This window comes from Agrobacterium sp. CG674 (assembly GCF_053521645.1).
This window is the reverse complement of record NZ_JBNWDZ010000004.1, coordinates 223114-246733: the sequence shown is the minus strand read 5'-3', so window position 1 is coordinate 246733 and position 23620 is coordinate 223114. Positions and strand designations below refer to the sequence as shown.

The following is a 23620-nucleotide window of genomic DNA, read 5'->3' as shown; positions in this document are numbered from 1 at the left end:
TGTTGCCCGGTGCAGCGGCCTTGCTGCATCGGGCAACGAAGTCTTAAAGCTTGAACAGTTTACGCGCATTGTCCTTGAGAATGAGCGGCCTGACCTCGTCGCGGATTTCGATTTTCTCAAAGTCCGCGAGCCAACGGTCTGGCGTTATCGCTGGCCAGTCTGAGCCGAACAGCATTTTGTGCTTCAATATGGTGTTGGCATATTGCACCAGGATCGGCGGGAAATATTTTGGCGACCAGCCCGACATGTCGATATAGACATTCGGCTTATGGGTCGCCACGGCCAGCGCTTCTTCCTGCCAGGGAAAGGATGGGTGAGCCATGATGATCGGCATATCCGGAAAATCAACGGCCACATCATCGAGGTGGATCGGGTTTGAATATTTCAGGCGCATGCTCATCCCGCCGCGAAGGCCTGCTCCAACGCCCGTCTGGCCTGTGTGGAAAAGGGCAATCGCACCTTCTTCCTGAATGGCTTCGTAAAGCGGATAGGCCATGCGATCATTGGGATAAAAGCCCTGCATCGTCGGGTGAAATTTGAAGCCCTTGACACCAAATTCGCGAACCAGACGCCGTGCCTCGCGCGCCCCGGTCTTGCCTTTCGCCGGGTCGATAGAGGCGAATGGGATCATGATGTCGCTGTTTTCAGCCGCGATTTTAGCGACCTCTTCATTGTCGTAACGGCGGAAGCCCGTTTCGCGCTCTGCATCCACGGGAAAGATCACGCAGCCGATTTTGCGCTCACGGTAATAGGTCGCGGTTTCCTGAACCGTGGGCAGCATGCCCTGTGCGCCAGCCGGATTTCTGAAGTAGCGCGCCATTCCAGCTTGAAACTCGTGGTAACCGTCGTCCCGTTGGCAACCGCATGGCTCCTCGGCGTGTGTGTGCACGTCGATGGCGATCAGCTCGTCAATGTTCATCATGTCCTCCCACAGAACGAATTTAAATGCCGATAAATTTCCGCAGCAGAAATAGCAGCTGGTCCCGCTCGGCTTGCGTGAGTGTCCCACCGACACCCTCCTCGTAGGCAAAAAACCATTCGGAGGCGATATCGGCTTCCTCTTGCCCCTTCGCGGTCAGCGTCAGTTCGACGGCTCGCCGGTCCTCATCGGGAATGTTGCGGTAAAGCAGGCCCTGATCTTCCAGCGCACGGATGAGTTTTGTCATATGGGCGCGCTTTATCATCAGGCTCTGGCCGAGAATGCTCTGCCTGATGCCTGGATTGTTGCGAATGACCCATAAAACCGAAAACTCGCCCGGCTTGAGACCATGTTCTCCGACTTGCGAAAAGAACTGCTCGTAAACTCTGAGCTGCGCCAGCCGTAACAGGAAGCCGGGGGCCGTGTTCAAGCGACCGAAATTGACGGTTTCAGGTGTCCGGACCAGCGTTTCCATGTCTTATCCTTGCGTTTGCTCAGCGAATTCTAGACCTCGCCTGGCGCTTTCACCTTGGCAACGCGCTTGTCGAGGAATGCCCTTAGCCGCTCTTCTGCTTCAGGGCTTGTCGCTGTAAACGAAGAAATGAAGGATTCGACGAAAAGGCCATCTTCCTTTGCCATATCCTGAATGCGTGGCAATGCGTTAATCACGGCGTAATTGGATATTTCAGCGTTGCTCGCTGCTTTCTCGGCAAGAGCAATGGCTTTTTCGACAGCTGTTCCTGCCTCAACCACATATTGCACGATGTTCCAACGTTCGCCTTCATCTGCGGAGACCACGCGGCCCGTCAGCATCATGTCGGTCATGCGGGCAACGCCGGTCAAGCGTGCAACACGCACAGAGCCGCCGCCGCCAACGAAAATCCCGCGCTGTCCTTCCGGAAGCGCAAAAAAAGCGGCCTTATCAGCCACGCGCACATGGGTGGACGCTGCAAGCTCCAGCCCGCCGCCGATAACAGCGCCATGCAGAGCGGAAAACCAGGGAATGGTGCCATGCTCGATGCCAGCGAAAACAGCATGCCAACGACGCGAACCGCGCACGCCCTCGATCGGCGTCTTCTTGACATGCTCGGCCAGATCCAGACCGGCACAGAAATGGTCGCCATGGCCAAACAGAACGGCAGCCTTGGCCTCGTTCTGCGCGCGAGCCACTGCCTGGGCGATCGATTCAACGAAGGCGTCGCTGATGGCATTGCGTTTTTCGGGCCGGTTGAGACCCACAAGTGCGATGTTGCCGCGCAGTTCGTAAGTTACAAAATCCCGTTGCTGATCATTGCTCATCTGTGAAAGCCTCCCACACAAATCTGCATTCCGTTGATTTGATTGTTTACAGATAGATTGTTTCCTTGTAAACAAAATTGACGAGTTGACGGAGTGCAACTCTATTAGACACGCGATTGACGTCTGGGAGGAGTCATGAACGAGAACGCTAGCGGACGCGTGAAATTCTGGTCACCGAAGCTTGGCTGGAGCCAGCGCGATGACGGCTCGATCAAGGTATGGCGGGAAGATCCGCTTAGCGCTTATCCCGATAAGATGAACGCAAGGCTCGTGCATTGGGCACGCGTTGCGCCAGACCGAATCTGGATGGCGGAACGGGATGGTGATGCCTGGCGGCGTGTGACCTATCATGATGCGCTGCAAAGTGTCCGGCGGATTGGTCAGGCCCTGCTTGATATGGGATTGAGTGTCGATCGACCGCTGGTGATCCTGGCCGAAAACTCCCTCGCGCATGCGCTTTTGGCGTTGGGCGCGCAACATGTTGGCATTCCTTCAGCAGCCGTTTCCCCAAGCTATGCTTCATTCTCAGGTGAGTTTGAAAAGCTGCGCGACATTGCCACTCAAGTCACGCCCGGCCTTGTCTTTGTTGAAGACGGCAGCCGCTTCATGGATGCGGTCGATTATTCCTTCGGGGCCAACAGTCCCGTCGTCGTGCTGCGCAATCCTCCAGCGGGTCGTGGCAACACGCACCTGTTTTCAGACTTGCTGCAAACATCTGCTACCGTCTCTGTCGATGAGGCCTTTGGCCGGACGGGTCCTGATACGATTGCGAAATTTCTGTTCACATCTGGCACGACAGGGTCTCCAAAGGCCGTGATCCAGACCCAACGTATGCTGTGTGCCAATCAGGAGATGATCGCGGATTGCTACGCATTTCTGCGCGATGAGCCACCCGTTATCGTGAACTGGAGCCCCTGGAACCACACGGCTGGCGGCAACAAGCTTTTCAACAATGCCATTTACAATGGTGGCACCTATCATGTTGACCACGGTAAGCCGTCTCCCCAGATGATCGGCAAAACCATTGCGAACCTTCGTGAGGTCTCGCCGACCTGGTATTTCAACGTGCCTGCGGGTTACGAGATGCTGGTGCAGGCCATGCGCGATGATGCGATCTTGCGCCAGAGCTTCTTCAAGGATTTGAAGCTAATGATGTATGCGGGCGCTGGAATGGCGCAGCATACGTGGGATGCCCTGAATGTAATGGCCGAGCAGACAATCGGCTCTCGCGTTCCCTTAGGCACCGGGCTTGGGGCAACGGAAACGGGTCCATTTGCGCTGTATTGCACTGATCCCCAGGACGAGCCGGGCAATATCGGCATTCCCGCTCAGGGCATGGAAATGAAGCTCGTGCCTTATGAGGATAAGTATGAGTTGCGCCTCAAAGGGCCGAACATCACGCCCGGCTATTGGCGCAGCCCTGAGTTGACGATGAAGGCCTTTGATGAGGAAGGTTTCTACCAGATCGGTGATGCCGTTCGCTTTGCCGATCCCGCAGATCCGTCGAAAGGCTTCATCTTTGATGGCCGCACTGCGGAGAATTTCAAGCTTCAGACAGGCACGTGGGTTTCCGTCGGCAAGTTGCGGGCGAAACTGGTGGACGATTTCGGCGGATTGATACGCGATGCCGTCATCACCGGCGAAAACCGCGCGGAGTTGGGCGCGCTGGTCGTTGCCTCCTTGCCTTCAATGCGTGAGATCATCGGTGCAAAGGCCAGCACCATGACGGATGAGGAAATTTTCGCGCATCCTGATGTAAGGCACGCGCTCGCGATACATTTGAAGAGCCATCAAATGCGTGCCACCGGCTCAGCCACGCGGGTTGCGCGCCTGCTCATCATCCGGGAAGCGCTCCGTATCGACAAAGGTGAGATCACAGACAAGGGTTCGCTGAACCAGCGCGCCATGCTGTCTCACCGCAAGGATCTGGTGGAGACGCTTTATCTGGGATCGCCCGACGTCATTCTGGCCGAAAAGGAAATTGCGGCATGAAAATCGAAGGCTCAAGTGCTGTCGTTACGGGTGGCGGGTCTGGTCTTGGTGAAGCCGTTGCGCGTCTTCTGGCCTCCAAAGGCGCAATCGTGCATGTGTTTGACCGCACCGCCGACGCTGCCGTCAAGGTGGCCAGCGAAATTGGCGGCTCAGCGTTTGCTGGCGATGTGACGAATGAGGTCGACGCCGAGAAGGTCTTGGCGCAGGCGGCTCAGGCCGGCGATGGCTTGCGAATTCTGGTGAACTGCGCGGGCATCGGGCCTGCCGCCCGCATTCTGGGGCGTGAGGGGCCAATGCCGCTGTCCGCATTCCAAAGCGTCATCAGCGTCAACCTTGTTGGCACGTTCAATATGATGCGCCTGGCTTCGGCCCATATGGCGAAAGCTGAGGAGCGGGACGACAAGGCGCGTGGTGTCATCGTTAACACAGCCTCGGTCGCAGCTTTCGAAGGTCAGATAGGGCAGGTGGCCTATGCCGCCTCGAAAGGCGGAATTGTATCGATGGCCCTTCCCGCCGCCCGCGAACTCGCCCGTTTTGGCATTCGCGTCAACACGGTGGCTCCCGGGCTTTTCCTCACGCCACTTCTGCACGGCCTGCCGCAGGAGGCGCAGGATAGTCTGGCTTCTGCAATACCTTATCCGGCAAGGTTGGGGGATCCCGCCGAGTTTGCCGACACGGTGCGTTACCTGATCGAAAACCAATATGTGAATGGTGAGGTCATCCGTCTGGATGGTGCCATTCGCATGCAGCCGAGGTAGCGGCGCCATGACGGGTTTTGAACAGCAAGTCGAAAAAACGCTTGATCTGCTGGCCAAAACACCCAGCTGGCAAGATGTAGGCGCACGCTTTCCCGAACTGGATGACAGCACGATCCGCGCGATTGTGTCTGAGGCGGCGGCTTTTGCCGAGACGGAGCTGGCGCCGCTCAACAGCATCGGGGATCGCGAAGGATGCAGGTTGATTGATGGCAGGGTGAAGACCCCGGCGGGTTTTGCCGATGCATATCGCCGCTTCTGTGAAGCCGGATGGCTCGGAATGGATTTGCCTGAAGATGTTGGTGGTCAAGGTCTGCCGCAAACCTTGCAAGCGGCCTGCGCTCCGTTTTTCGAGCGCGCCTGTGTTTCCCTGATGATGCTGGCAGGCTCATCGCGTGGCGCAGCATTTCTGCTTGCGCGGGCGGCAGATGAACACACGAAAGCCGAGTGGATCGGCAATTTGATTTCCGGTGAGTGGTCGGCAACCATCTGCATTTCGGAACCCGATGCCGGTTCCGATGTCGGACGGGTGCGCACACGCGGCGCGCTCAGCCACGGCCAGTGGCAGGTGACGGGCACCAAGTGCTGGATATCCTTCGGCGACCACGACATCACATCGCGGATCGGCCATTGTCTCCTGGCGCGAACCAACGACCAGCCGGGAACAAAAGGTCTAAGCCTGTTTCTGGTGCCGGATCATTTCGATGGTGAGCGCAATAAAATCACGGTTGAGCGGATAGAAGAAAAGATGGGGCTTCACGGCTCCCCCACCTGCACCCTGCGTTTCGATTCAGCCAACGCCATTCTGCTGGGGCAGGAAGGCAATGGGCTGCCGCAGCTTTTTACCATGATAGAGCGGATGCGGCTGACGACAGGGTGCCAAGGCTTAGGTATTGCTTCTGCCTCATCTGACATAGCCCATGCCTATGCGCTGGAACGGCGCCAAGGCGGTGCGCCCAATGAGAAGCCTGTTGCGATTGCCACCCATCCCGATGTGAAGCGGCAACTCTTTATTCTCAACCGCCAGACGGAGACATTGCGCGCGGCTGTTCTTGAACTGGCAGCAGCGATGGATCTGGCAGAACAGTCCGACAATGTGGAACGGCGTGCCTTCTTCGCCGATTTCGCCGCCTGGCTTCTGCCTCTGGTCAAGAATTTCGGAGCCGAGATCGGGTTCGATTGTGCCAGCCGGTCCATTCAGGTCCTGGGTGGGGCGGGCTACACGCGAGAGTGGCCGGTCGAACAATATCTGCGCGATAGCCGGATCATGTCCATTTATGAGGGCACAACCGGCATGCAGGCGTTGGATTTCCTGACGCGCAGGCTATGGCGCGATGAAGGGCGTGGTTTCGCAGCGTTCAAAACACTGGTCGAGCGGGACATTGCCAATACGCCGCGGCACGATGCAATCCCTGCGGCAACCAATGCGCTGGCACGACTTCGGACCATGACAGAAAACATGGAGCGCCTGTCTGGCGAGCCGGAAGCTGCATTCTACCATGCAGATCAATATATGCGCACGGCGTGGGATGCCGTAGCCGCATGGCTTTCCCTGCGCTTGCCGCTTGAGGAAAACCACCACGAAATCAGCCGATATGAGAGCGCCATCGGCGTCTCTCCATCATTCACATCGCATGTTAACGGGAGAACGACATGAGACATTCTATGACTGGCCGTGCATTGATCAGGTTGGGAGCCCTGGCAAGCGTCGCACTGACGCTATCGTCGCTTCCAGCATTTGCTGATATCACCATCGGCGTGACCATTCCAACGACAGGCCCGGGTGCTGCGCTTGGCATTCCGCTGAAGAATTCTGTCGAGCTTTGGCCTTCTGAAATTGGTGGCGAAAAGCTGAAGGTGATTTTGCTCGATGATGCGGGTGACCCATCGCTTGCCACCACGAATGCCCGACGTTTCGCCAATGACGATAAGGCTGATGTCATCATCGGTTCCGCACTGGTGCCGGGGGCTATTGCCGTTGCGGGCGTTGCCAAGGAAGCGGGTGTACCGCACCTTGCTCCTTCGCCACTGCCGCCACCGGTCGCGCAGGGCTACAGCTTCGTGTTGCCACAAAGCGCCGAACTCGTGTCCCGCCATCTGTTTGCGAAAATGAAGGCCGATGGTGTGAAGACGCTCGGCTACATCGGTTTCTCGGATTCCTACGGCAACCAGTGGGTTGATCAATTCAAGAAGCTTGGCGGCGAATACGGGCTCACCATGGTTTCGGATGAACGCTATGCCCGACCGGATACGTCTGTGGCGGGCCAGGTTCTGAAGGTGGTGGCGTCACGTCCGGATGCCGTTCTGATTGGCGCCTCGGGCACCGGTGCAGCACTTCCACAGCTTGGGTTGCGTGAGCGTGGCTTTACGGGACCAATCTATCAAACGATCGGTGCTGTCACCTTCGACTTCCTGCGCATTGCGGGCAAAAGCGTTGAAAACACCGTGTTTGCGTCCGGCCCCGTCATGGTGGCGGAAGACCAGCCTGACACCTCTGAAACTAAAGCCGAAGGTCTGGCCTATGTAACGGCCTATGAAACCAAATATGGTGCCGGTACTCGCACGCAGTTCGGTTCTCATATGCAGGATGCTCTGATCATTCTGAAAAAGGCTGTTCCCGTGGCGCTTGCCAAGGCCAAGCCCGGCACCAAGGAATTTCGCGATGCCTTGCGTGACGCCATTGAAGCCGGCGGCCCGTTTCCAGCGACGCATGGTGTTTTCCAGTTCTCAGCAACGGATCACTACGGGCTTGATGATCGGGGCATCGTGTTGCTGACCGCAAAGGACGGCAAATTCAACCTCCTCAAATAGCGCGCTCAAACGGTGGAGCTGCGTCCCGACAATCGGGGCGCAGCTTCATGACGCTTTGCAGCTAAAAAATCATAATCAATACATTGGGGAACTGACGTGGACGCAACAATTGCGACCTTTCTGATCCAGGACGGCGTGACCAATGGTGCAATTTACGCACTTTTAGGGTTGGCGCTGGTTCTTGTGTTTGCGGTAACCCGCATCATCTTCATACCGCAGGGCGAATTTGTTGCCTATGGCGCGCTGTCGCTTGCCCTGCTTGATAGTGGCAAGATACCGGGAACGGCACCGATGCTGATCGCATTCGGCGCTGCGGCGATGGTGCTGGATCTCTGGGACATGCGACGGGGTTTTGCCCTGCCGTCTCTCCTGCGTGCGCTGCTGATCAATATTGTCCTGCCGATGGCCATCTACGCCTTGGTTGCGCTTGTTGCTCCGCTTCAGCTTCCTGCGCTGGTACGCGCTGCAATGGCGATCATCATCATCGCTCCGATGGGATACTACATCTATCGCATCGTCTACCGTCCGCTGGTGGATGCGTCGGTGCTGATGCTGCTGATTGCCTCCATCGGCGTCCATTTGTTCATGATGGGGCTGGGGTTGATCTTTTTCGGTCCTGAAGGCTTGCGCGCAAAGCCACTCGCGGATGGCAGTTTTCTGGTCGGCCCGGTGGTTGTTACAACGCAAAGCCTCTGGATCTACGGCACCACGATCCTCATCATGGTCGGGCTCTACCTGTTCTTTGAAAAGACGCTTTTGGGCAAGGCGTTGCGGGCAACGGCCATCAACCGGCTGGGCGCAAGACTTGTTGGTGTTCGCACCCAGTTAACGGGTGTAACGGCTCTTATTCTTGCCGCCATTATCGGTGCGATTTCCGGCGTTCTGATCGCACCCGTTACAACAATCTATTACGACACGGGCTTCCTGATCGGCCTCAAAGGGTTCGTCGCCGCCATTCTGGGTGGTCTGGGCAATTTTCCGTTGACGGCCATTGCGGCCATCGGCGTCGGCCTTGTGGAAGCCTTTTCTTCGTTTTTTGCCAGTGCGTACAAGGAAGTCATCGTCTTCGGGCTGATCATACCCGTGCTGGTATGGCTGTCCTTCGGTGCCGGCCACCATGAGGAGGATTGATGATGCTGCGTAGCGCGAAAACACACATTCTTCCTCTCGCAGGCCTCATTGTGCTTGCCGTCTTTCCGCTGTTGCCGGTTCCGCCGTTCTGGCTGACGCTGATGAACAATATCGGACTTGCTTCTCTGGTCGCCATCGGTCTGGTGCTGCTGACGGGCGTTGGCGGGCTGACATCGTTCGGCCAAGCTGCCTTCTGCGGCTTCGGAGCTTTTACTACGGCGGTTTTGACCACAGCCTACGGCGTTTCTCCATGGCTGACATTGCCGCTTTCGCTGCTGATAGGCGCCCTGACGGCATTTTTGCTAGGCTTCATCACGGTGCGGCTGTCGGGCCATTTTCTGCCGCTCGGAACTATCGCCTGGGGTCTGGCACTCTATTATCTCTTTGGCAAAATCGAATTGCTGGGGAGTTATGACGGGATTACTTCCATCCCCCCGCTGTCTGTGGCTGGCTATTCCTTCATCAGCAGCCAATCGATCTTCTACATCATCTGGGGATTTGTCATCCTCGTGTCGATCGGGGCGGTCAATCTGCTGGACTCCCGCATCGGCCGCGCCATTCGCGCCCTGCGTGGAGGCGCGCAGGCGGCAGAAGCATTTGGTGTTAACATCGTGCGCGCCAAGCTCACGGTCTTCGTCCTGGCCGGTGTTCTCGCAGCCCTTTCCGGCTGGCTCTATGCGCATATGCAGCGGTCGGTCAATCCAACGCCGTTTGGCCTGAACATGGGTATCGAATATCTGCTGATGGCAGTGGTTGGCGGCGCCGGACATGTATGGGGTGCCGTATTCGGCTCAGCTGTCATTCTTGTGCTGAAAGAGGTTCTCCAGCGGTTCCTGCCGGGGCTTGTCGGAACGTCGACGAACGTGGAAATGGTGGTGTTCGGCTTGCTGCTCGTGGCGATCCTGCAAGCTGCGCGTGACGGGCTCTGGCCACTGGCCACAAAGTGGGCCGGGTTGCGCAAGCCGGAGCGCAAGCTTGCAAAAAATCATGGTGATCTTGACCGTCGCCCAATGCCGGAACGCGGTGCGCCGCTTTTGACGGTGGAAAATGCGCGCAAGCAGTTTGGTGGACTGGTTGCCGTCAATGACGTCAGCTTCAGGATCAACGCCGGGGAAATCGTTGGGTTGATCGGGCCAAACGGTGCTGGAAAAAGCACCACGTTCAATCTCATAACCGGGATCCTTGGTTTGACAGCGGGTAAGGTCACTTATCGAGGACAGCCGATATCAGGCCTTAATCCGCGTAAGATCGCCCGATACGGCATCGCCCGCACCTTCCAGCATGCCAAGGTTCTACCAGACATGTCCGTGCTGGAAAATGTGGCGTTGGGCGCGCATCTGCGCGGCTCAGCGGGTGTCTTGCGCAGTTTCATCAGGGCGGAGCGGGCAGAGGAAGCGACCTTGCTGGCGGAAGCTGCAAGGCAGGTGGAGCGCGTTGGTCTCGGAGCGTTGATGCACAGGCCAGCGGGAGATCTCGCGCTTGGACAGATACGTATCCTCGAAATTGCACGCGCTCTTGCTGCAGATCCTTCACTCTTGTTGCTGGATGAACCAGCTGCCGGGCTGCGGCATGCGGAAAAGCAGGAGCTTGCCGCTCTTTTGAAAAAACTGCGCGAGGAGGGCGTCAGCGTGTTGCTTGTCGAGCATGATATGGGCTTCGTCATGGGACTTGTGGACCAGCTTGTGGTTCTGGATTTCGGCACGTTGATTGCTGACGGAAAGCCGCAGGAGGTGCGAAACCATCCGGCCGTTATCGCCGCCTATCTGGGAGGTGCCGTATGACCCATCTTCTTGAGATAAAGGACCTCAACGTCTCCTACGGTCACGCTCAAGTGGTGCACGGCCTGTCGCTGACAATGAAGGCAGGCAGTATTGTGACCGTCATCGGCGCCAATGGCGCGGGTAAAACAACGCTGCTCAATGCTGCGATGGGGATCATTCCCAGCAGCGGGATGGTTCACTATGACGGGAAACCTGTGCCAGCATCCGTTGAGGCAAGGGTAGCCGCCGGGTTCTGTCTCGTTCCGGAGCGACGTGAGTTGTTTTCCACCATGACTGTGGAAGACAATATCGAACTTGGTGGATTTCTTCGATCCCGCCAGGAGCGTGCCGAAACCAGCGCGCAACTGTATGAGCGGTTTCCGAGACTTGGAGAGCGCCGAAAGCAGCTGGCGGGAACGCTATCGGGAGGTGAAAGGCAAATGCTGGCGCTGGCGCGGGCATTGATGAGCAGGCCGCGATTGCTGCTGCTGGATGAGCCAAGCCTGGGTCTGGCACCGCGCATCGTCGCCGATATTCTTCGCATCGTGTCTGAAATGCGCGATACTGGCGTTTCCGTTTTGCTCGTGGAGCAGAATGCTCGCGCTGCCCTGGAAATCGCGGATTTCGGATACCTCATGGAACTGGGCGAGGTGAAGCTCTCGGGACCAGCGGCGGAACTTTCCAGCAATCCGGCGTTGATGGAAAGCTATCTCGGCACTGCACCAGCCTGATTGTCCGATCGACAAGGAATGCAGTCAAGTGCTGGCTGCATTCCTTTGGTCACTGATGTTCCGTTTCATCCAGTCCGCACCGGCTGCGATGCCGCCGAGTGGAAAGACATGCAATTGCTCGATCAGCGTATCAGGGTTTTGCATTTTGTAGTGAGAAAGCGCCGACACAAATTCTGTCGGCTCATAGGGCATGAACAGGCGGCTGATATCCATCGCACGCTTCTGTAATACCTTAAGCGATGGGCCGACGCCGCAGGATATCGCAAACTTGATCAAGGTCTGGAGCTTGGTGGGGCCGGCTATTCCCACATGGATGGGCATGATGATGCCAGAATTCTGGATGCGCTCAGCCCAATCCATCACGATCTTCGGATCGAAGCCGAACTGGGTGACGATTGCCATCTGGGCGTCGGTCTGGCGTGAAAAGTCATTCTTCCACGATAGCGCGGCATCGACTTCTTTTGTCGAGCCGTCCCTGTCGATCTGCTTGCTGCCCTCAGGGTGACCAGCGACGTGCAAGCGCGTAAAGCCATATTTGTCTAACAGCCCAGTTTTAAGAAGGTCCATTGAACTGCTCAAGTTACCCGCAGGTCGCGCTTCACCGCCACCCAGAAGCAGCGCTTCGGTTACACCCGCCTCAAGGGAATAGCGCTTCAGCCACAGTTCGAGCGTCGCCGCGTCGGGGATGGAGCGAGCCGGGAAATGCGGCATGGCTGTAAAACCGTCCGCTGTGATGCGGGCTGCGGTTTTCACCATGTCATCAATTGATGTGCCAGCGATGTGCGCGATGTAGACACGGGTGCCTGCCGGAAGAAGGGTTTTGAAGCTATCGATCTTGGCTGCGGTTCGAGGCATCACCTCAATCGACCTCGCAAGCAAATGGTCAGCGGCGCCGGGCAGGCTTTGATACAATTGGTTATTTGGATCTATTTCAACGTTCAGCAAGGTATTCATCTCCCCGGCGGCATCTAAATGTATACATCAACGGGCCGGTCTCACAAGAGATGATTGAGTGCGTTTATTTCAGTCAAATTCCACTTTCAATATGTCTTCGTGAATATAGTCTGGCGTGTATAGTCCCGCATCAGGAAGTCGGCGGAGCCTATCGAAAATGAAAGCAAATGACACTGCAACGCACGGGCGACGGGCAGTTGTTGAGCTGCGGGAAAAAATCTTCAGTGGCGAGTTGCATGGCGGCATGCGGCTGTTCGAGGTTTCCCTGGCGACACAGCTCGACATTTCGCGCACGCCGGTCAGGGAAGCGCTATCGCGCTTGTGTGAAGAAGGCTTGCTGGATCGCTTGCCGAATGGCGGTTTCGTGGTCCGGCGCTTCGTTTATGCTGACGTTATCGATTCCATCGAGTTGCGCGGCGTGATGGAGGGTACGGCTGCGCGTCTTGCCGCAGAACGAGGCGTCGATGTTCATGCTCTCGATGAAATCCGCGCCACACTGGCAAGGCTGGATAGCTGTTTTGGTGCGGCACAGGACGACGTGGATTTCGATGCTTATTCAGAACTCAATGCGCTCTTCCATCAGCAATTGGCAGGTCTTGCCGGGAGCGATGTGATCAGGCGCGAAGTCGAGCGGGCCTGCGCCCTTCCATTCGCATCCCCTTCCGCATTCGTTCCCAACCGGCTGCAAATCTCGGCGTTCTGGCGTTCACTGCGCTTTGCTCAGGCGCAGCATCATGAGCTCGTCAAGGCAATCGCTGCTCGTGAAGGTGCGCGCGCCGAAGCCATGGCGCGCGAGCATGCGCGCACCGCCCGCTACAATCTTGATTACATTTTCGACGAGGAGCCCGGCTTGCTCGACAAAATTCCAGGCCTGGCCCTGATCCATCGCTAATTTGGCAAGACAGGAAAATACGGGCTTGCATTGCGCCCAAGTCTCGGCCTTAATGTATACATTAGGCTGAATATCTTGGGAGGATAATGTATGGCCAATACCAGTCTGGATGACATTCTGAATGAGAATCCCGATATTGTCGGACGTCTGAGGCATTCTCAGAGCGGAATGTATGTATACCCTGTTGTCACGCCCGAGTTCAGCAACTGGCGCACGGAGCAGGCTGCATGGCGCCACTCTGCCGTATTGTTCGACCAGTCCCACCATATGGATGAGTTGACGGTTGAGGGGCCGGATGCCGAGAAATTCTTAAGCTATCATGGCATCAATTCATTTTCGAACTTTGATCTCAATCGGGCAAAGCATTTCGTTCCGGTTACGCCAGCGGGCCATGTCATTGGCGATCACATCATTTTCAGGGAGCGGCAAGACAAGTTCATCCTCGTTGGGCGCGCACCAACCTCCAACTGGCTGATGTTTTGCGCGGCCTATGGGACATGGAATGTGCGTCTCAAGCATGATCCGCGCTCCACATCCCGCCCCGAAGGCGAGCGAGTGCTGCGCACGCATTATCGCTATCAGATACAGGGGCCAGAAGCGCCGAAGATTTTCGAGAAACTGAACCGCGGCCCCGTGCCTGACATCAAGTTCTTCCATGTGGATTGGATCAATGTCGGCTCGAAAAAGGTGAAGGCCCTTCGGCATGGCATGTCCGGTGCGCCCGGGCTTGAAATCTGGGGGCCCTATGAAGACAAGAGCTATGTTCTGGCCTGCATACTTGAGGCGGCCAAGGAGGCCGAGGTCGATCTGGTGCGGTGTGGCAGCCGTGCTTACTCCACAAACACGCTTGAATCGGGATGGATCCCATCTCCACTGCCTGGGATTTATACAGGCGATGGCATGTTGAAATCCTATCGCGAGTGGCTGGGCGTGGACTCCTACGAAGCGAACGGCGCGATTGGCGGCAGCTTCGTCTCCGAGAATATCGAGGATTATTACCTCAATCCGTTCGAGCTTGGCTATGATTTCTACATTGGCTGGAAGAAGGAAGACTTCATCGGGAAAGCGGCGCTTGAGCAGCAGAAGGGTCAAGCGCATCGCAAGAAGGTGACGTTCGAGTGGAACGCTGAAGATGTTGTGGAGGTCGTCGCATCGGCGTTCCGTCCGGGTGAAGATAACTACAAATGGATCGACTTCCCCGTGGCCAACTATGCTTCTACCAGCGCCGATCTCATACTCGACGACACAGGAAACCATGTCGGAACGTCGATGTTCACCGGGTATTCTTATAATGAACGGTGCATGCTTTCGCTCGGCGTGGTGAACGCCAATGTCCAGATTGGCGATGTTCTGACGCTGGTGTGGGGTGAGCCAGGTGGTGGATCGCGCAAGACCTCGATCGAATCACCGCACAAGCAGGCAAAGATCCGCGTTCGCGTATCGCAAACGCCTTACGCACGCGAAGCCCGTGAAAACTACGCTGAGAGTTGGCGCTCCAGGAGAGCCTGACAAAACGAAAGCTCTACAGCCCGCTGGCGTCATGTCCGGCGGGTTTTTGTATTGATAAACGGCGCGTCGCTCCACTTTGACGCCTCATTATGCATCATCCGCCGACGTATTTAGGTTCTGTTTGCCATGTCTTGCATTGGTTGTGGCAAGTAGCACATCAAATACCCTCTTAAACCATGGGTTAAGGCACGCGCTTCTATGGTCGCAGCCTTCGGGGAAGAGGGCTCACGCCGACATGGTACAAGACAGAGACAAGGCTGAAGCGGAGATTGGCGATCTCCAGTCGGGCCAAACGCGCCTTGTGTGGTATCATTCGCTCTTCTGGAAAATTAACGTCTTTCTCGTTTCCAGCGTCGTGCTTGCCTATATCATGGGGGCAACAATCGGTTGGGTCATGGTCGATCACGGCTCGCTGGAGCAGTGGCGCCGGCAGGCCGAACTGAATGCGCAGGTCACGAGTTCTGCGATTCGATCCATATACACCTTCATCGCGATCGAGAGTGCCGACGACGGTCAGATTACCAAAATCATCAGTGAACGCCCGTTGGGCGACGACGCGTCGATACTGGACACGGGCTTTAACCCCGCAGATGTGCTGGGCCTGGCCGCAGCCCAGACCAAAAACAATATCTGGCTGTTTCAGAAATCGTCAGAGCCTCCGAGTTTCGTCAGTTCGGCTGAAGCATTTGGATCCAATAACGGTATCGGTCTGACCCTACCCGACTACGCCAATCCAGACGAATTTTTTGTCGGTCTGGCTGATGTGGGCGGTATCAGCCATTTCATCGCTTATGTTCCGATCATCACTTTAGAGAGCAAACTGCAGGGCGCTATCGTTACGTCGATTGGCGAAGCAGCCCTGTTGCATGAAAGCCAGAACAGGCTGTTGCGCAACTCCGCCATCCTGCTTGTGACGATTCTGATTTTCACAGGCGGCGCCGTCACCTTGATCATGCGTAAGGTTTTCAAGCCCGTTCCCGATCTTGTCGGTGCCCTCAGCCGCATCGCCCGCGACGATACGCGAATGGTTACTCCTTTTCAGGGCAGGCATGATGAGATCGGTCGTCTGGCGGTTGCAATCGAAACGCTAAGAGAAGCGGTTGTGGAGCGAGAGCATTTGCGGCAGGTGCGCGATGTTGCCAAGCACATGGAGCACCTCGCCCATCATGACCCTCTGACCGGATTGCCCAATCGCGCATTCTTCGGCAAGAAGCTTGAGGAGATGCTCACCCCGACCGGAGACGATGGCCGCCGGTTCAACATCATGCTGTTGGACCTTGATCGTTTCAAATCCATCAATGACGGTCTTGGACATGCCAGTGGAGATGCACTGTTGACGTCCTTCGCCGAGCGTCTGCTCTTGCTGATGCGACCGGGTGACATTGCCGCGCGCCTTGGCGGCGATGAATTTGCGGTTCTGCAAGTGGTGCGCAAAGACGCCCTCGTTGAGGCCAGCAAGCTCGCCTCAAACATTATCCGCTCTATTGCCCGCCCGTTCATGCTGCTTGGCAAGCAAGTCTCGGTCGGCACGAGCATCGGGATCTGCATTGATACGGCAGAGGGGACTGACATTGCAGAGTTACTGAACAAGGCGGATATCGCGCTCTATGCTGCAAAGTCCGAGGGGCGCGGTACATTTCGCTTTTTCAAACCAGGCATGGAAATGTCTGGTGAGCGGGGTCACGTCCTACAGCACGATCTTGACGCAGCGTTGCGCAACAATGAGTTTGAGCTGCATTATCAGCCGATTTTTTCGGTCTCACAGCCGCAGCCGGTTGGTTTCGAAGCCTTGCTGAGATGGAAGCATCCAAGGCTTGGGTGGGTTTCTCCAGGAGATTTCATTCCGGTTGCCGAAAAAACCGGCCAGATCATCGCGATTGGTGATTGGGTCATGAAGATGGCCTGCGCAGATCTTACAGTTCTGCCTGCAAACACGTTTGTAGCCGTCAACGTCTCATCCGTCCAACTCAAACAGGGGAATTTTGCCGACAAGGTCAAAGCCTTGTTGTCCACCTATCGTGTTCCGGCACATAGACTGGAACTGGAATTGACCGAGAGCACGCAGATTTCGTCGCATGAATGCCGGGAAATGCTTGAGGAGCTCCAAGGCCTGGGCATCGGCATCGCGCTGGACGATTTCGGAACGGGTTTTTCCGGCCTCAGCTACCTGCTCAACTTGCCAATCACCAAAATCAAGATCGATCGCAGCTTTGTCATGCACGTCGAAGATCGCGCCGACAGCCGCGCCGTGGTTACCAATCTCCTGCAACTGGCGAAAAGCCTAGGGCTTCAGACAACGGCGGAAGGCATTGAGAACGAGTATCAACTCGAATTCGTACGGCTGTTAGGCTGCACGCTAGGGCAGGGCTACCATCTCGCTCGACCGATGAAAATTCAAGACATTCAAAATATTTATCACAGCCTATACCCCCAAAAGGTGTCGTCGCTAGGAGCGTGAAGAAATGCGGTATCCTGTTTTCTTGCTTGCGAATGAAAAACGATTAAAAGCCGTCGTCAAAGGCCTCCTTTATTGCTTCGTACTTTTTCAAATTGCTGGAAACGCTGCCTCACCGACGAAGGCGGATGATGGCGGCACGCTCGAGAAGATTGGGCAGACCAAAACAATATCAATTGGCTATCGCGAAGATGAGGTCCCCTTTTCCTACAAGGGGGCCGATGGAAGCGCGACCGGCTACACGGTTGAACTGTGCAATTACATTGCAGACCAGGTTCGCATCCGGCTGAAGCTCGATAAGATCAACATCAATTACGTGATCGCAACAGCGGCGACGCGCTTTCTTCTTGTCAAAAGCGGCAAGATTGATCTGGAATGCAGTGCAACCACGAACAATGCCGAGCGACGCGAGCAGGTCTCCTTTTCCTATCCGCACTTCATTACGGCCACTCGTTTTGTCACGAAGAAGGCCAGTGGCGTGAAAACGATCAGGGATTTGGCTGGCCGCACTGTTGCGTCTACCACGGGCACAATCAACATCGAGCAATTGCAGACCATCAACAGGGCGGACAAGCTCAATATTTCCGTGATGCTGGCCAGACAGAACTCCGATGGCTTCGCCTTTGTTGAAAACAACAAGGCGACCGCATTCGTGATGGATGGGGTACTGCTGGCTGCCCAAGTCGCGTTCTCGAAGTCGCCGGATGATTATATGGTGTCATCAGAAACATTCGGTCCGCCGGAGCCTTACGGGATTTTGATGCGCAAGGGTGACGAGCCATTCCGCAAAGTTGTCAATGAAGCGTTGCGCCAGCTTTTTGTCAGCGGCGAAATCAACCGCGTATACGACAAATGGTTCATGTCGCCTCTGCCGCCTGAAGGTCGAAATTTCAATCTTCCCATGTCGACTGAGTTGCAGGCGGCATTTCGCGATCCGCAGGAGTATCTGCAATGAGGCGCGCGCTTAAAATTATTCTGGCTGTACCTGCTGCCTTTATGCTCACGTTTTCTGTAGTGGCCGCAGCGGATTTTACCCAACCGACGCTGGAGCGCATCAAGGAAACCGGGAAAATCCGTATTGGCTACGGATCGACCGCCCCGTTTTCGTTTACGACTGACGATGGCCAGATCAGTGGCTATTCGATTGATCTTTGCAAACGCGTTGCGGAGACGCTGAAAACGCGGCTCGACATGGCGACGATCGATGTCGTTCTTCTGCCGCGCACTCCCAGCAACCGCGTTCAGTTGCTGAACAACGGTGAAATCGACATTGAATGCAACACCAGTACCAACACTTCAGAGAGACGGAAAAGCGCGAATTTTGCGCTTAGCCATTTCTACGGTGCCACGCGTTATGTGTCGCTGACGAAGAACAACTTGAATACGCTTGACGATTTGAAGGGGCGCTCCGTGAGCGTTGCACTGGGCACCGTCAATGTCAGTGATATCAATGAAGCCAATCGCACGAAAAAACTGAACGTCTCCGTCGTGCCGGTCGATAGCATTCAGGGCGCTTTCGACATGGTAACCGATGGGCGCGTTTCCGCCTTTGCGATGGATGAGGTTTTGCTGCGCACCATGATTGCGCGGGCGAAAAATCCCGATGAATACCGGATTTCGACGGACAAATTGACCGAGGCGCAGCCTGTCGGCTTCATGATGCGCGTGCATGACAAGGAGTTCGCTGCGGCAGTGAACGGGGCCCTTGCCGAAATCTACAAAAGCCCGGAAATGTCTGAGATCTACAAGCGTTGGTTCGAAAGCCCTGTGCCCGGAATAGGCGTTAACATCAACCTACCCATGAGTGACAGGTTGAGAAGCGCGTTTGCAAATCCGACCATGGAACCATAAGTCGTCCAAACCACAGGGTCGGGACGCGACCCTGTGGTATTTATCCGTGCTTAAACGCTTTCAAGTGCAATCGCGATGCCCTGTCCGACGCCAATGCACATTGTCGCCAGCGCCTTGCTTTTACCGGTCAGACAAAGCTCAATTGCAGCCGTGCCTGCAATGCGGGCACCGCTCATGCCGAGCGGATGCCCAAGCGCGATGGCTCCGCCGTTGGCGTTCACGCGCGCATCATCATCGGCAATGCCCAGTTGACGTAGTGTAGCAAGCCCTTGTGACGCAAAGGCTTCGTTCAACTCGATGACATCAAGTGCTTCTTGGCTCCAGCCCAGCCGTGCCAGGAGCTTTTGTGAAGCCGGTGCCGGTCCGATGCCCATCACACGCGGAGGAACGCCTGCGGTCGCGCCACCGACTATGCGGGCGATGGGTGTCAGACCATACTTCTCGACCGCCGCCTGCGACGCAATAATCAAAGCCGCTGCACCGTCATTGACGCCAGACGCGTTTCCGGCGGTAACCGTTGCGCCTTCCATGCGGTTGACTGGCTTCAACTTGGCTAGAGCCTCAATGCTCGTTTCGCGCGGATGCTCATCCTTGCTGACAATGATTGGGTCGCCTTTGCGCTGGGCAATGCTGACGGGCGTTATCTCCTTGGCCAGCCTGCCATTTGCCTGTGCTTTCGCGGCCTTTTGCTGGCTGTGCACTGCAAATGCGTCCTGAGCGTCTCGGGAGATGCTGTAGTCAATGGCAACGTTATCACCTGTCTCAGGCATGGAATCCACACCATAAAGCGATTTCATCGCCGGGTTTACAAAGCGCCAGCCGATGGTCGTGTCGTAGATTTCGGCTTTGCGGGAAAATGCGGCGTCTGCCTTGGGCATCACAAATGGCGCGCGGCTCATGCTTTCGACGCCGCCCGCGATCATCAGTTCCGCTTCACCGGCCTTGATGGCCCGAGCCGCGGTGATGACCGCATCCATGCCGGAGCCGCAAAGACGGTTCATGGTGGTTCCGGTGACAGATACCGGCAAGCCAGCCAGGAGGAGCGACATGCGCGCCACGTTGCGGTTGTCTTCACCGGCCTGGTTTGCGCATCCGAAAATCACATCATCGACCGCTTCCCAGTCCACTCCAGGGTTGCGGGCCATCAGTGCTTTCAGTGGTACAGCGCCGAGATCATCAGCCCGAACCGATGATAATGCCCCGCCAAAACGGCCAATGGGGGTTCGAATATAATCGCATATGAATACGTCAGTCATCGTTCTACCTTACAATTCGGGTGCGACAAGATCGGCAACGTCGCCATCAACATGCAGCTTGGCGCCGGTCATAGCTTGCAGGTCGTCAAAGCTTATGCCGGGAAGTTTCTCACGAAGGACAAAATGGCCGTCCGTTACGTCCACCACCGCATGGCTGGTGTAAATGCGCGTGATGCAGCCGACGCCGGTCAGGGGGAATGCGCATTTTTCCACGAGCTTCGGCTCACCTTTCTTGGTGACATGCTCAGTGATGACAAAGACCTGCTTTGCCCCGTGCACAAGATCCATAGCACCGCCGACGGCGGGAACACCTTTGGAACCCACCCGCCAGTTTGCGAGGTCTCCGTTCTGCGCCACCTGATAGGCTCCCAGAATGGCGACATCCAGATGGCCGCCGCGCACCATCGCAAAACTATCCGCATGGTGGAAGAATGCAGCGCCGGGTTTCAGAGTGACGGCCTTCTTTCCGGCATTGATCAGATCCCAGTCTTCCTCGCCCTCTGCAGGCGCTTCACCGAAATTCAGGATGCCGTTTTCCGTATGAAAAATCGCTTCTCTTCCAGGTGGCTGGTACTGCGCCACCATTTCAGGAAAGCCGATGCCCAGATTGACATAGGCGCCATCGGCAATGTCTTGCGCGGCACGCCATGCGATCTGTGCGTTGGAAAGCTTGATGTCTTCAAATGTGTTGAGTGGCTGAGCTTCGGTCATGCGTAGGACGCTCCTGCACGGATCAGAATTTCTTCCTGTTGAGGGTTCTCAATCTGTACGACGCCATCCACAAATATTCCTGGCGTCACCACGTGCTCCGGATCGATCCCTCCGGCGGACACCAGTTCTGATACCTGTGCGATCGTCGTCTTTGCCGCCATGCACATCAATGGATTGAAGTTGCGGCCAGCCTTGGCATAGGTCAGGTTGCCGTGGGTATCGCCGACTTGAGCCTTCACGATGGCAAAATCTGCTTTCAGCCAGCGTTCCTGCACATAATGGCGTCCATCAAACTCGGCTATCGGCTTGCCATTCGCAAGTTCGGTGCCGTAGCCGGTGGGGGTGTAGAATGCCGGAATGCCGGCCCCTGCGGCACGAATGCGTTCGGCAAGCGTGCCTTGCGGCACGAGTTCAAGCTCAATCTCTCCAGCCAGATATCTGTCTGTAAAGGCCCGTGGATCAGAGGAACGGGGGAAAGAGCAGATCATCTTGCTCACCATGCCCGCGTCAATCATCGCCGCAATGCCGATCCGTCCATTTCCGGCGTTATTGTTGATGACGGTCAGGTTTTTCGGCCCCTTGTCGATCAGAGCGTGGATCAACTCGATGGGTGCGCCGGACCCGCCGAAGCCACCGATCATCACCGCCGCTCCATCTCCGATACCAGACACCGCATCGGCTGCGCTCCTGATGGTCTTGTCCATAAAATCCTCCCAAACAGCTTTGAAACCAGTTTTGGCTTTGGAGCAGGTAAGACCGAAATATCCTCGACCGCAAATGGTTTGTGCGTTATATGATATTTGTTCGTATATCGCACAAATGGATTGCTGCCATGGCCAATGAAAGAGACTTGATGAGTGGGCTGGCAAAGGGCCTTCGCGTTCTAGAAGCCTTCAGGGTTGAGCAGCCTCGCTTGTCGATTTCACAGGCGGCCGATGCTGCGGGTCTGGACCGTGCCACGACCCGACGCTGCCTGCTGACATTGGCTGAGCTAGGTTACGCTGCTTATGACGGCAAATATTTCACGGTCACGCCAAAGGTCTTGCGGCTGGGTACAGGCTGTCTTGCAACCATGCCCCTGCCACGCATCGTTCAGCCGGTTCTCGACAAATTGTCCGAAGCGATAGGCCAAAGCACCTCTGTTTCCATTCTGGATGAGACAGAAATTGTCTATGTCGCCCGGGCAGCACAGCGCAGCGTCATGTCTATTTCGCTTATGCCCGGCTCACGATTGCCAGCCTACTGCACGTCCATGGGGCGCGTCCTGTTGGCCGCGCTGGATCGTGAGGAGCAAACAGCCGTTCTGGAGAAATCGGACCGACGAGCCAGAACTGCGCTGACATTGATCGAGATCGATGCTTTGATGGAGGAACTGGTTTCGACCCGCCAGCGCGGTTATGCGCTGATCGACCAAGAGGTCGAACTGGGTTTGCGCTCGATTGCCGTGCCGGTCCACAATATCAGGGGACAGACGGTGGCGGCGCTGAATGTGGGGCTGTCTGCATCGGCGGCGTCCATGGAAGACCTTGTCGAGCGTTATCTGCCAGCGCTGCTGAGCGTTCAGTCCGAGCTCGCCAGAATGCTGGCCTGATCTGCTGATCCCGCCCTATTTGAGACGGAATACTGCTCTGCAAGTCGCCAGGCCCGTGGCGTCATGCCGGTTTCCCGCAGGAAAAAACGAGAGAAATAGGCAGGGTCGCTGAAGCCGAGTCCACTGGCGACCATCTGCACCGTCGAGACGGTAAACAGCAATTCCTGTTTGGCAATATCCAATTGCCGTTGGGCGATCAGTCTCTGAAGGCTCACTCCGAATTGCTGTCGCAAAAGGCGGTTCAGGTGGGTCTGGGATAGGCCAAGTTTGTCGGCATAAAACTGTGTGTCCTTATGTTCGCGCACGTGACGGGCAATCAGGCTGAGCAAAAGATCCAGGCGACCGCTGGTCTTGTCCGTTTCCTTGTCTTGAAAACTCAGTTGTACGCCGCGTGACAGATGGACGATCAACGTCGTGATCAGCCCCTCCATCATTGCATGCCGTGCTGTGTGGCCGCTGGAAAATTCCCCCCAGATCAAATCGCAGCAGTCCGTTATCCTCTGTTGTTGCGGGTTGCCGATGAGTGACAGGATAGATGGCCGCGCCAGATACTGACGTGCGGCCGCCTGCGCTGACGGTGAAAGCGCGGTTGGAATAAGGGTAATAATGATGCCCGCAATATCACGGGAAAAACGAAAGCCGTGTTCGAACCCTGGCGGGACGATGGCGATGGAGGGCGGCTTGATGGCTATGACGTCGCCGTTCAGCGTGGCGTCGCCCTCTCCCCCGGAAACGCAGAGAATCTGCAAGAAACTCTCATGGCGGTGCAGGCCGATTTCGAACCGATGCAGGCTGCTGCGCGAAAAAAGCGTTTCGCAATGGAAGCGAAACGGCACCTGTTGCGCGGTCGCTTCACCGTAAAGCTGGTCGTGTATCTGTCGTGTCATCGAAACAGGCCCGTAGTCCGTAATGGTCGAATAGTGCAATGCTTGATCTAAAATGTCCATTGATCGTGAGGCTTGGAAGCCGCAATTTCGGAGCAAGAGATCAAGTGGGAGGAAGC

21 protein-coding genes are annotated in these 23620 nt (G+C 56.3%); 13 read left to right on the top strand and 8 right to left on the bottom strand.

What is annotated here, in order from left to right:
* Positions 1-43: 43 nt before the first annotated feature.
* From ACQZ51_RS13480 to ACQZ51_RS13470, 3 genes are read right to left on the bottom strand one after another with little or no spacing between them, the layout of a single operon-like run.
* The gene (locus tag ACQZ51_RS13480) at positions 44-919 is read right to left on the bottom strand and encodes an amidohydrolase family protein (protein ID WP_082249808.1); all 876 of its coding nucleotides are present in this window, start codon (positions 917-919) and stop codon (positions 44-46) included.
* A 22-nt stretch (positions 920-941) separates the two neighbouring features.
* Complete coding sequence (locus ACQZ51_RS13475; protein WP_448777908.1) at positions 942-1394, bottom strand: MarR family winged helix-turn-helix transcriptional regulator; 453 nt, start codon at positions 1392-1394, stop codon at positions 942-944.
* Between the two features lie 29 nt (positions 1395-1423).
* Positions 1424-2218, bottom strand: coding sequence for a crotonase/enoyl-CoA hydratase family protein (locus ACQZ51_RS13470; protein WP_448777906.1), 795 nt, complete (start codon positions 2216-2218; stop codon positions 1424-1426).
* Positions 2219-2353: 135 nt separating this feature from the next.
* Between ACQZ51_RS13470 and ACQZ51_RS13465 the strand changes: the two genes are divergently transcribed.
* The 7 genes from ACQZ51_RS13465 (at position 2354) to ACQZ51_RS13435 (ending at position 11398) form a co-directional block, all read left to right on the top strand.
* Positions 2354-4210: a feruloyl-CoA synthase gene (locus tag ACQZ51_RS13465; RefSeq protein WP_448777905.1), complete on the top strand. Its 1857-nt coding sequence runs from the start codon at positions 2354-2356 to the stop codon at positions 4208-4210.
* The gene (locus ACQZ51_RS13460; protein ID WP_448777903.1) at positions 4207-4968 is read left to right on the top strand and encodes an SDR family NAD(P)-dependent oxidoreductase; all 762 of its coding nucleotides are present in this window, start codon (positions 4207-4209) and stop codon (positions 4966-4968) included. Before ACQZ51_RS13465 ends, ACQZ51_RS13460 begins: the two co-directional genes overlap by 4 nt.
* Positions 4969-4975: 7 nt before the next feature.
* Entirely contained in the window at positions 4976-6622 is a 1647-nt protein-coding gene (locus tag ACQZ51_RS13455; protein WP_448777901.1) for an acyl-CoA dehydrogenase family protein, read from the top strand.
* Complete coding sequence (locus ACQZ51_RS13450) at positions 6619-7776, top strand: ABC transporter substrate-binding protein (protein ID WP_448777899.1); 1158 nt, start codon at positions 6619-6621, stop codon at positions 7774-7776. Before ACQZ51_RS13455 ends, ACQZ51_RS13450 begins: the two co-directional genes overlap by 4 nt.
* Positions 7777-7872: 96 nt before the next feature.
* Complete coding sequence (locus ACQZ51_RS13445; RefSeq protein ID WP_448777897.1) at positions 7873-8907, top strand: branched-chain amino acid ABC transporter permease; 1035 nt, start codon at positions 7873-7875, stop codon at positions 8905-8907.
* Positions 8907-10688 (top strand): branched-chain amino acid ABC transporter ATP-binding protein/permease, encoded by a 1782-nt coding sequence (locus tag ACQZ51_RS13440; RefSeq protein WP_448777895.1) that lies wholly within the window; start codon positions 8907-8909, stop codon positions 10686-10688. The genes ACQZ51_RS13445 and ACQZ51_RS13440 overlap by 1 nt, the downstream gene beginning before the upstream one ends.
* The gene (locus ACQZ51_RS13435) at positions 10685-11398 is read left to right on the top strand and encodes an ABC transporter ATP-binding protein (RefSeq protein ID WP_448777894.1); all 714 of its coding nucleotides are present in this window, start codon (positions 10685-10687) and stop codon (positions 11396-11398) included. The genes ACQZ51_RS13440 and ACQZ51_RS13435 overlap by 4 nt, the downstream gene beginning before the upstream one ends.
* Before the next feature lie 24 nt (positions 11399-11422).
* Here the strand turns inward: ACQZ51_RS13435 and ACQZ51_RS13430 are convergent, their stop codons facing one another.
* Entirely contained in the window at positions 11423-12253 is an 831-nt protein-coding gene (locus ACQZ51_RS13430) for a methylenetetrahydrofolate reductase (protein WP_448777892.1), read from the bottom strand.
* Between the two features lie 256 nt (positions 12254-12509).
* On the opposite strand from ACQZ51_RS13430, the gene ACQZ51_RS13425 reads away from it, so the two are divergent.
* The 5 genes from ACQZ51_RS13425 to ACQZ51_RS13405 all read left to right on the top strand — a co-directional run bounded on the left by ACQZ51_RS13425 (position 12510) and on the right by ACQZ51_RS13405 (position 19059).
* Complete coding sequence (locus tag ACQZ51_RS13425) at positions 12510-13244, top strand: GntR family transcriptional regulator (protein WP_448777890.1); 735 nt, start codon at positions 12510-12512, stop codon at positions 13242-13244.
* A 90-nt stretch (positions 13245-13334) separates the two neighbouring features.
* The gene (gene ligM, locus ACQZ51_RS13420; RefSeq protein WP_448777889.1) at positions 13335-14753 is read left to right on the top strand and encodes a vanillate/3-O-methylgallate O-demethylase; all 1419 of its coding nucleotides are present in this window, start codon (positions 13335-13337) and stop codon (positions 14751-14753) included.
* A gap of 235 nt (positions 14754-14988) precedes the next feature.
* On the top strand, positions 14989-17211 hold the full coding sequence (locus ACQZ51_RS13415; RefSeq protein ID WP_448777888.1) for an EAL domain-containing protein: 2223 nt from the start codon (positions 14989-14991) through the stop codon (positions 17209-17211).
* Positions 17212-17215: 4 nt separating this feature from the next.
* Positions 17216-18163 carry an amino acid ABC transporter substrate-binding protein gene (locus ACQZ51_RS13410; protein ID WP_448777886.1) on the top strand — a complete coding sequence of 316 codons (948 nt, stop codon included), beginning with the start codon at positions 17216-17218 and terminating at the stop codon, positions 18161-18163.
* On the top strand, positions 18160-19059 hold the full coding sequence (locus ACQZ51_RS13405; protein ID WP_448777884.1) for an amino acid ABC transporter substrate-binding protein: 900 nt from the start codon (positions 18160-18162) through the stop codon (positions 19057-19059). Before ACQZ51_RS13410 ends, ACQZ51_RS13405 begins: the two co-directional genes overlap by 4 nt.
* Before the next feature lie 50 nt (positions 19060-19109).
* Here the strand turns inward: ACQZ51_RS13405 and pcaF are convergent, their stop codons facing one another.
* Genes pcaF through ACQZ51_RS13390 form a run of 3 tightly spaced genes read right to left on the bottom strand, consistent with a single transcriptional unit; the run spans position 19110 to position 21730 of the window.
* Positions 19110-20315 carry a 3-oxoadipyl-CoA thiolase gene (pcaF, locus tag ACQZ51_RS13400; RefSeq protein ID WP_448777882.1) on the bottom strand — a complete coding sequence of 402 codons (1206 nt, stop codon included), beginning with the start codon at positions 20313-20315 and terminating at the stop codon, positions 19110-19112.
* A 9-nt stretch (positions 20316-20324) separates the two neighbouring features.
* Positions 20325-21026 carry a CoA transferase subunit B gene (locus tag ACQZ51_RS13395; RefSeq protein ID WP_448777880.1) on the bottom strand — a complete coding sequence of 234 codons (702 nt, stop codon included), beginning with the start codon at positions 21024-21026 and terminating at the stop codon, positions 20325-20327.
* Positions 21023-21730, bottom strand: a complete 708-nt coding sequence (locus tag ACQZ51_RS13390; protein WP_448777878.1) for a 3-oxoacid CoA-transferase subunit A — start codon at positions 21728-21730, stop codon at positions 21023-21025. The genes ACQZ51_RS13395 and ACQZ51_RS13390 overlap by 4 nt, the downstream gene beginning before the upstream one ends.
* Before the next feature lie 128 nt (positions 21731-21858).
* Between ACQZ51_RS13390 and ACQZ51_RS13385 the strand changes: the two genes are divergently transcribed.
* Positions 21859-22617 carry an IclR family transcriptional regulator domain-containing protein gene (locus tag ACQZ51_RS13385; RefSeq protein WP_448777876.1) on the top strand — a complete coding sequence of 253 codons (759 nt, stop codon included), beginning with the start codon at positions 21859-21861 and terminating at the stop codon, positions 22615-22617.
* Here the strand turns inward: ACQZ51_RS13385 and ACQZ51_RS13380 are convergent.
* Positions 22587-23504, bottom strand: a complete 918-nt coding sequence (locus ACQZ51_RS13380) for a helix-turn-helix domain-containing protein (RefSeq protein ID WP_448777874.1) — start codon at positions 23502-23504, stop codon at positions 22587-22589. The two genes, ACQZ51_RS13385 and ACQZ51_RS13380, sit on opposite strands and share 31 nt — an antisense overlap.
* Between the last annotated feature and the right edge of the window lie 116 nt (positions 23505-23620).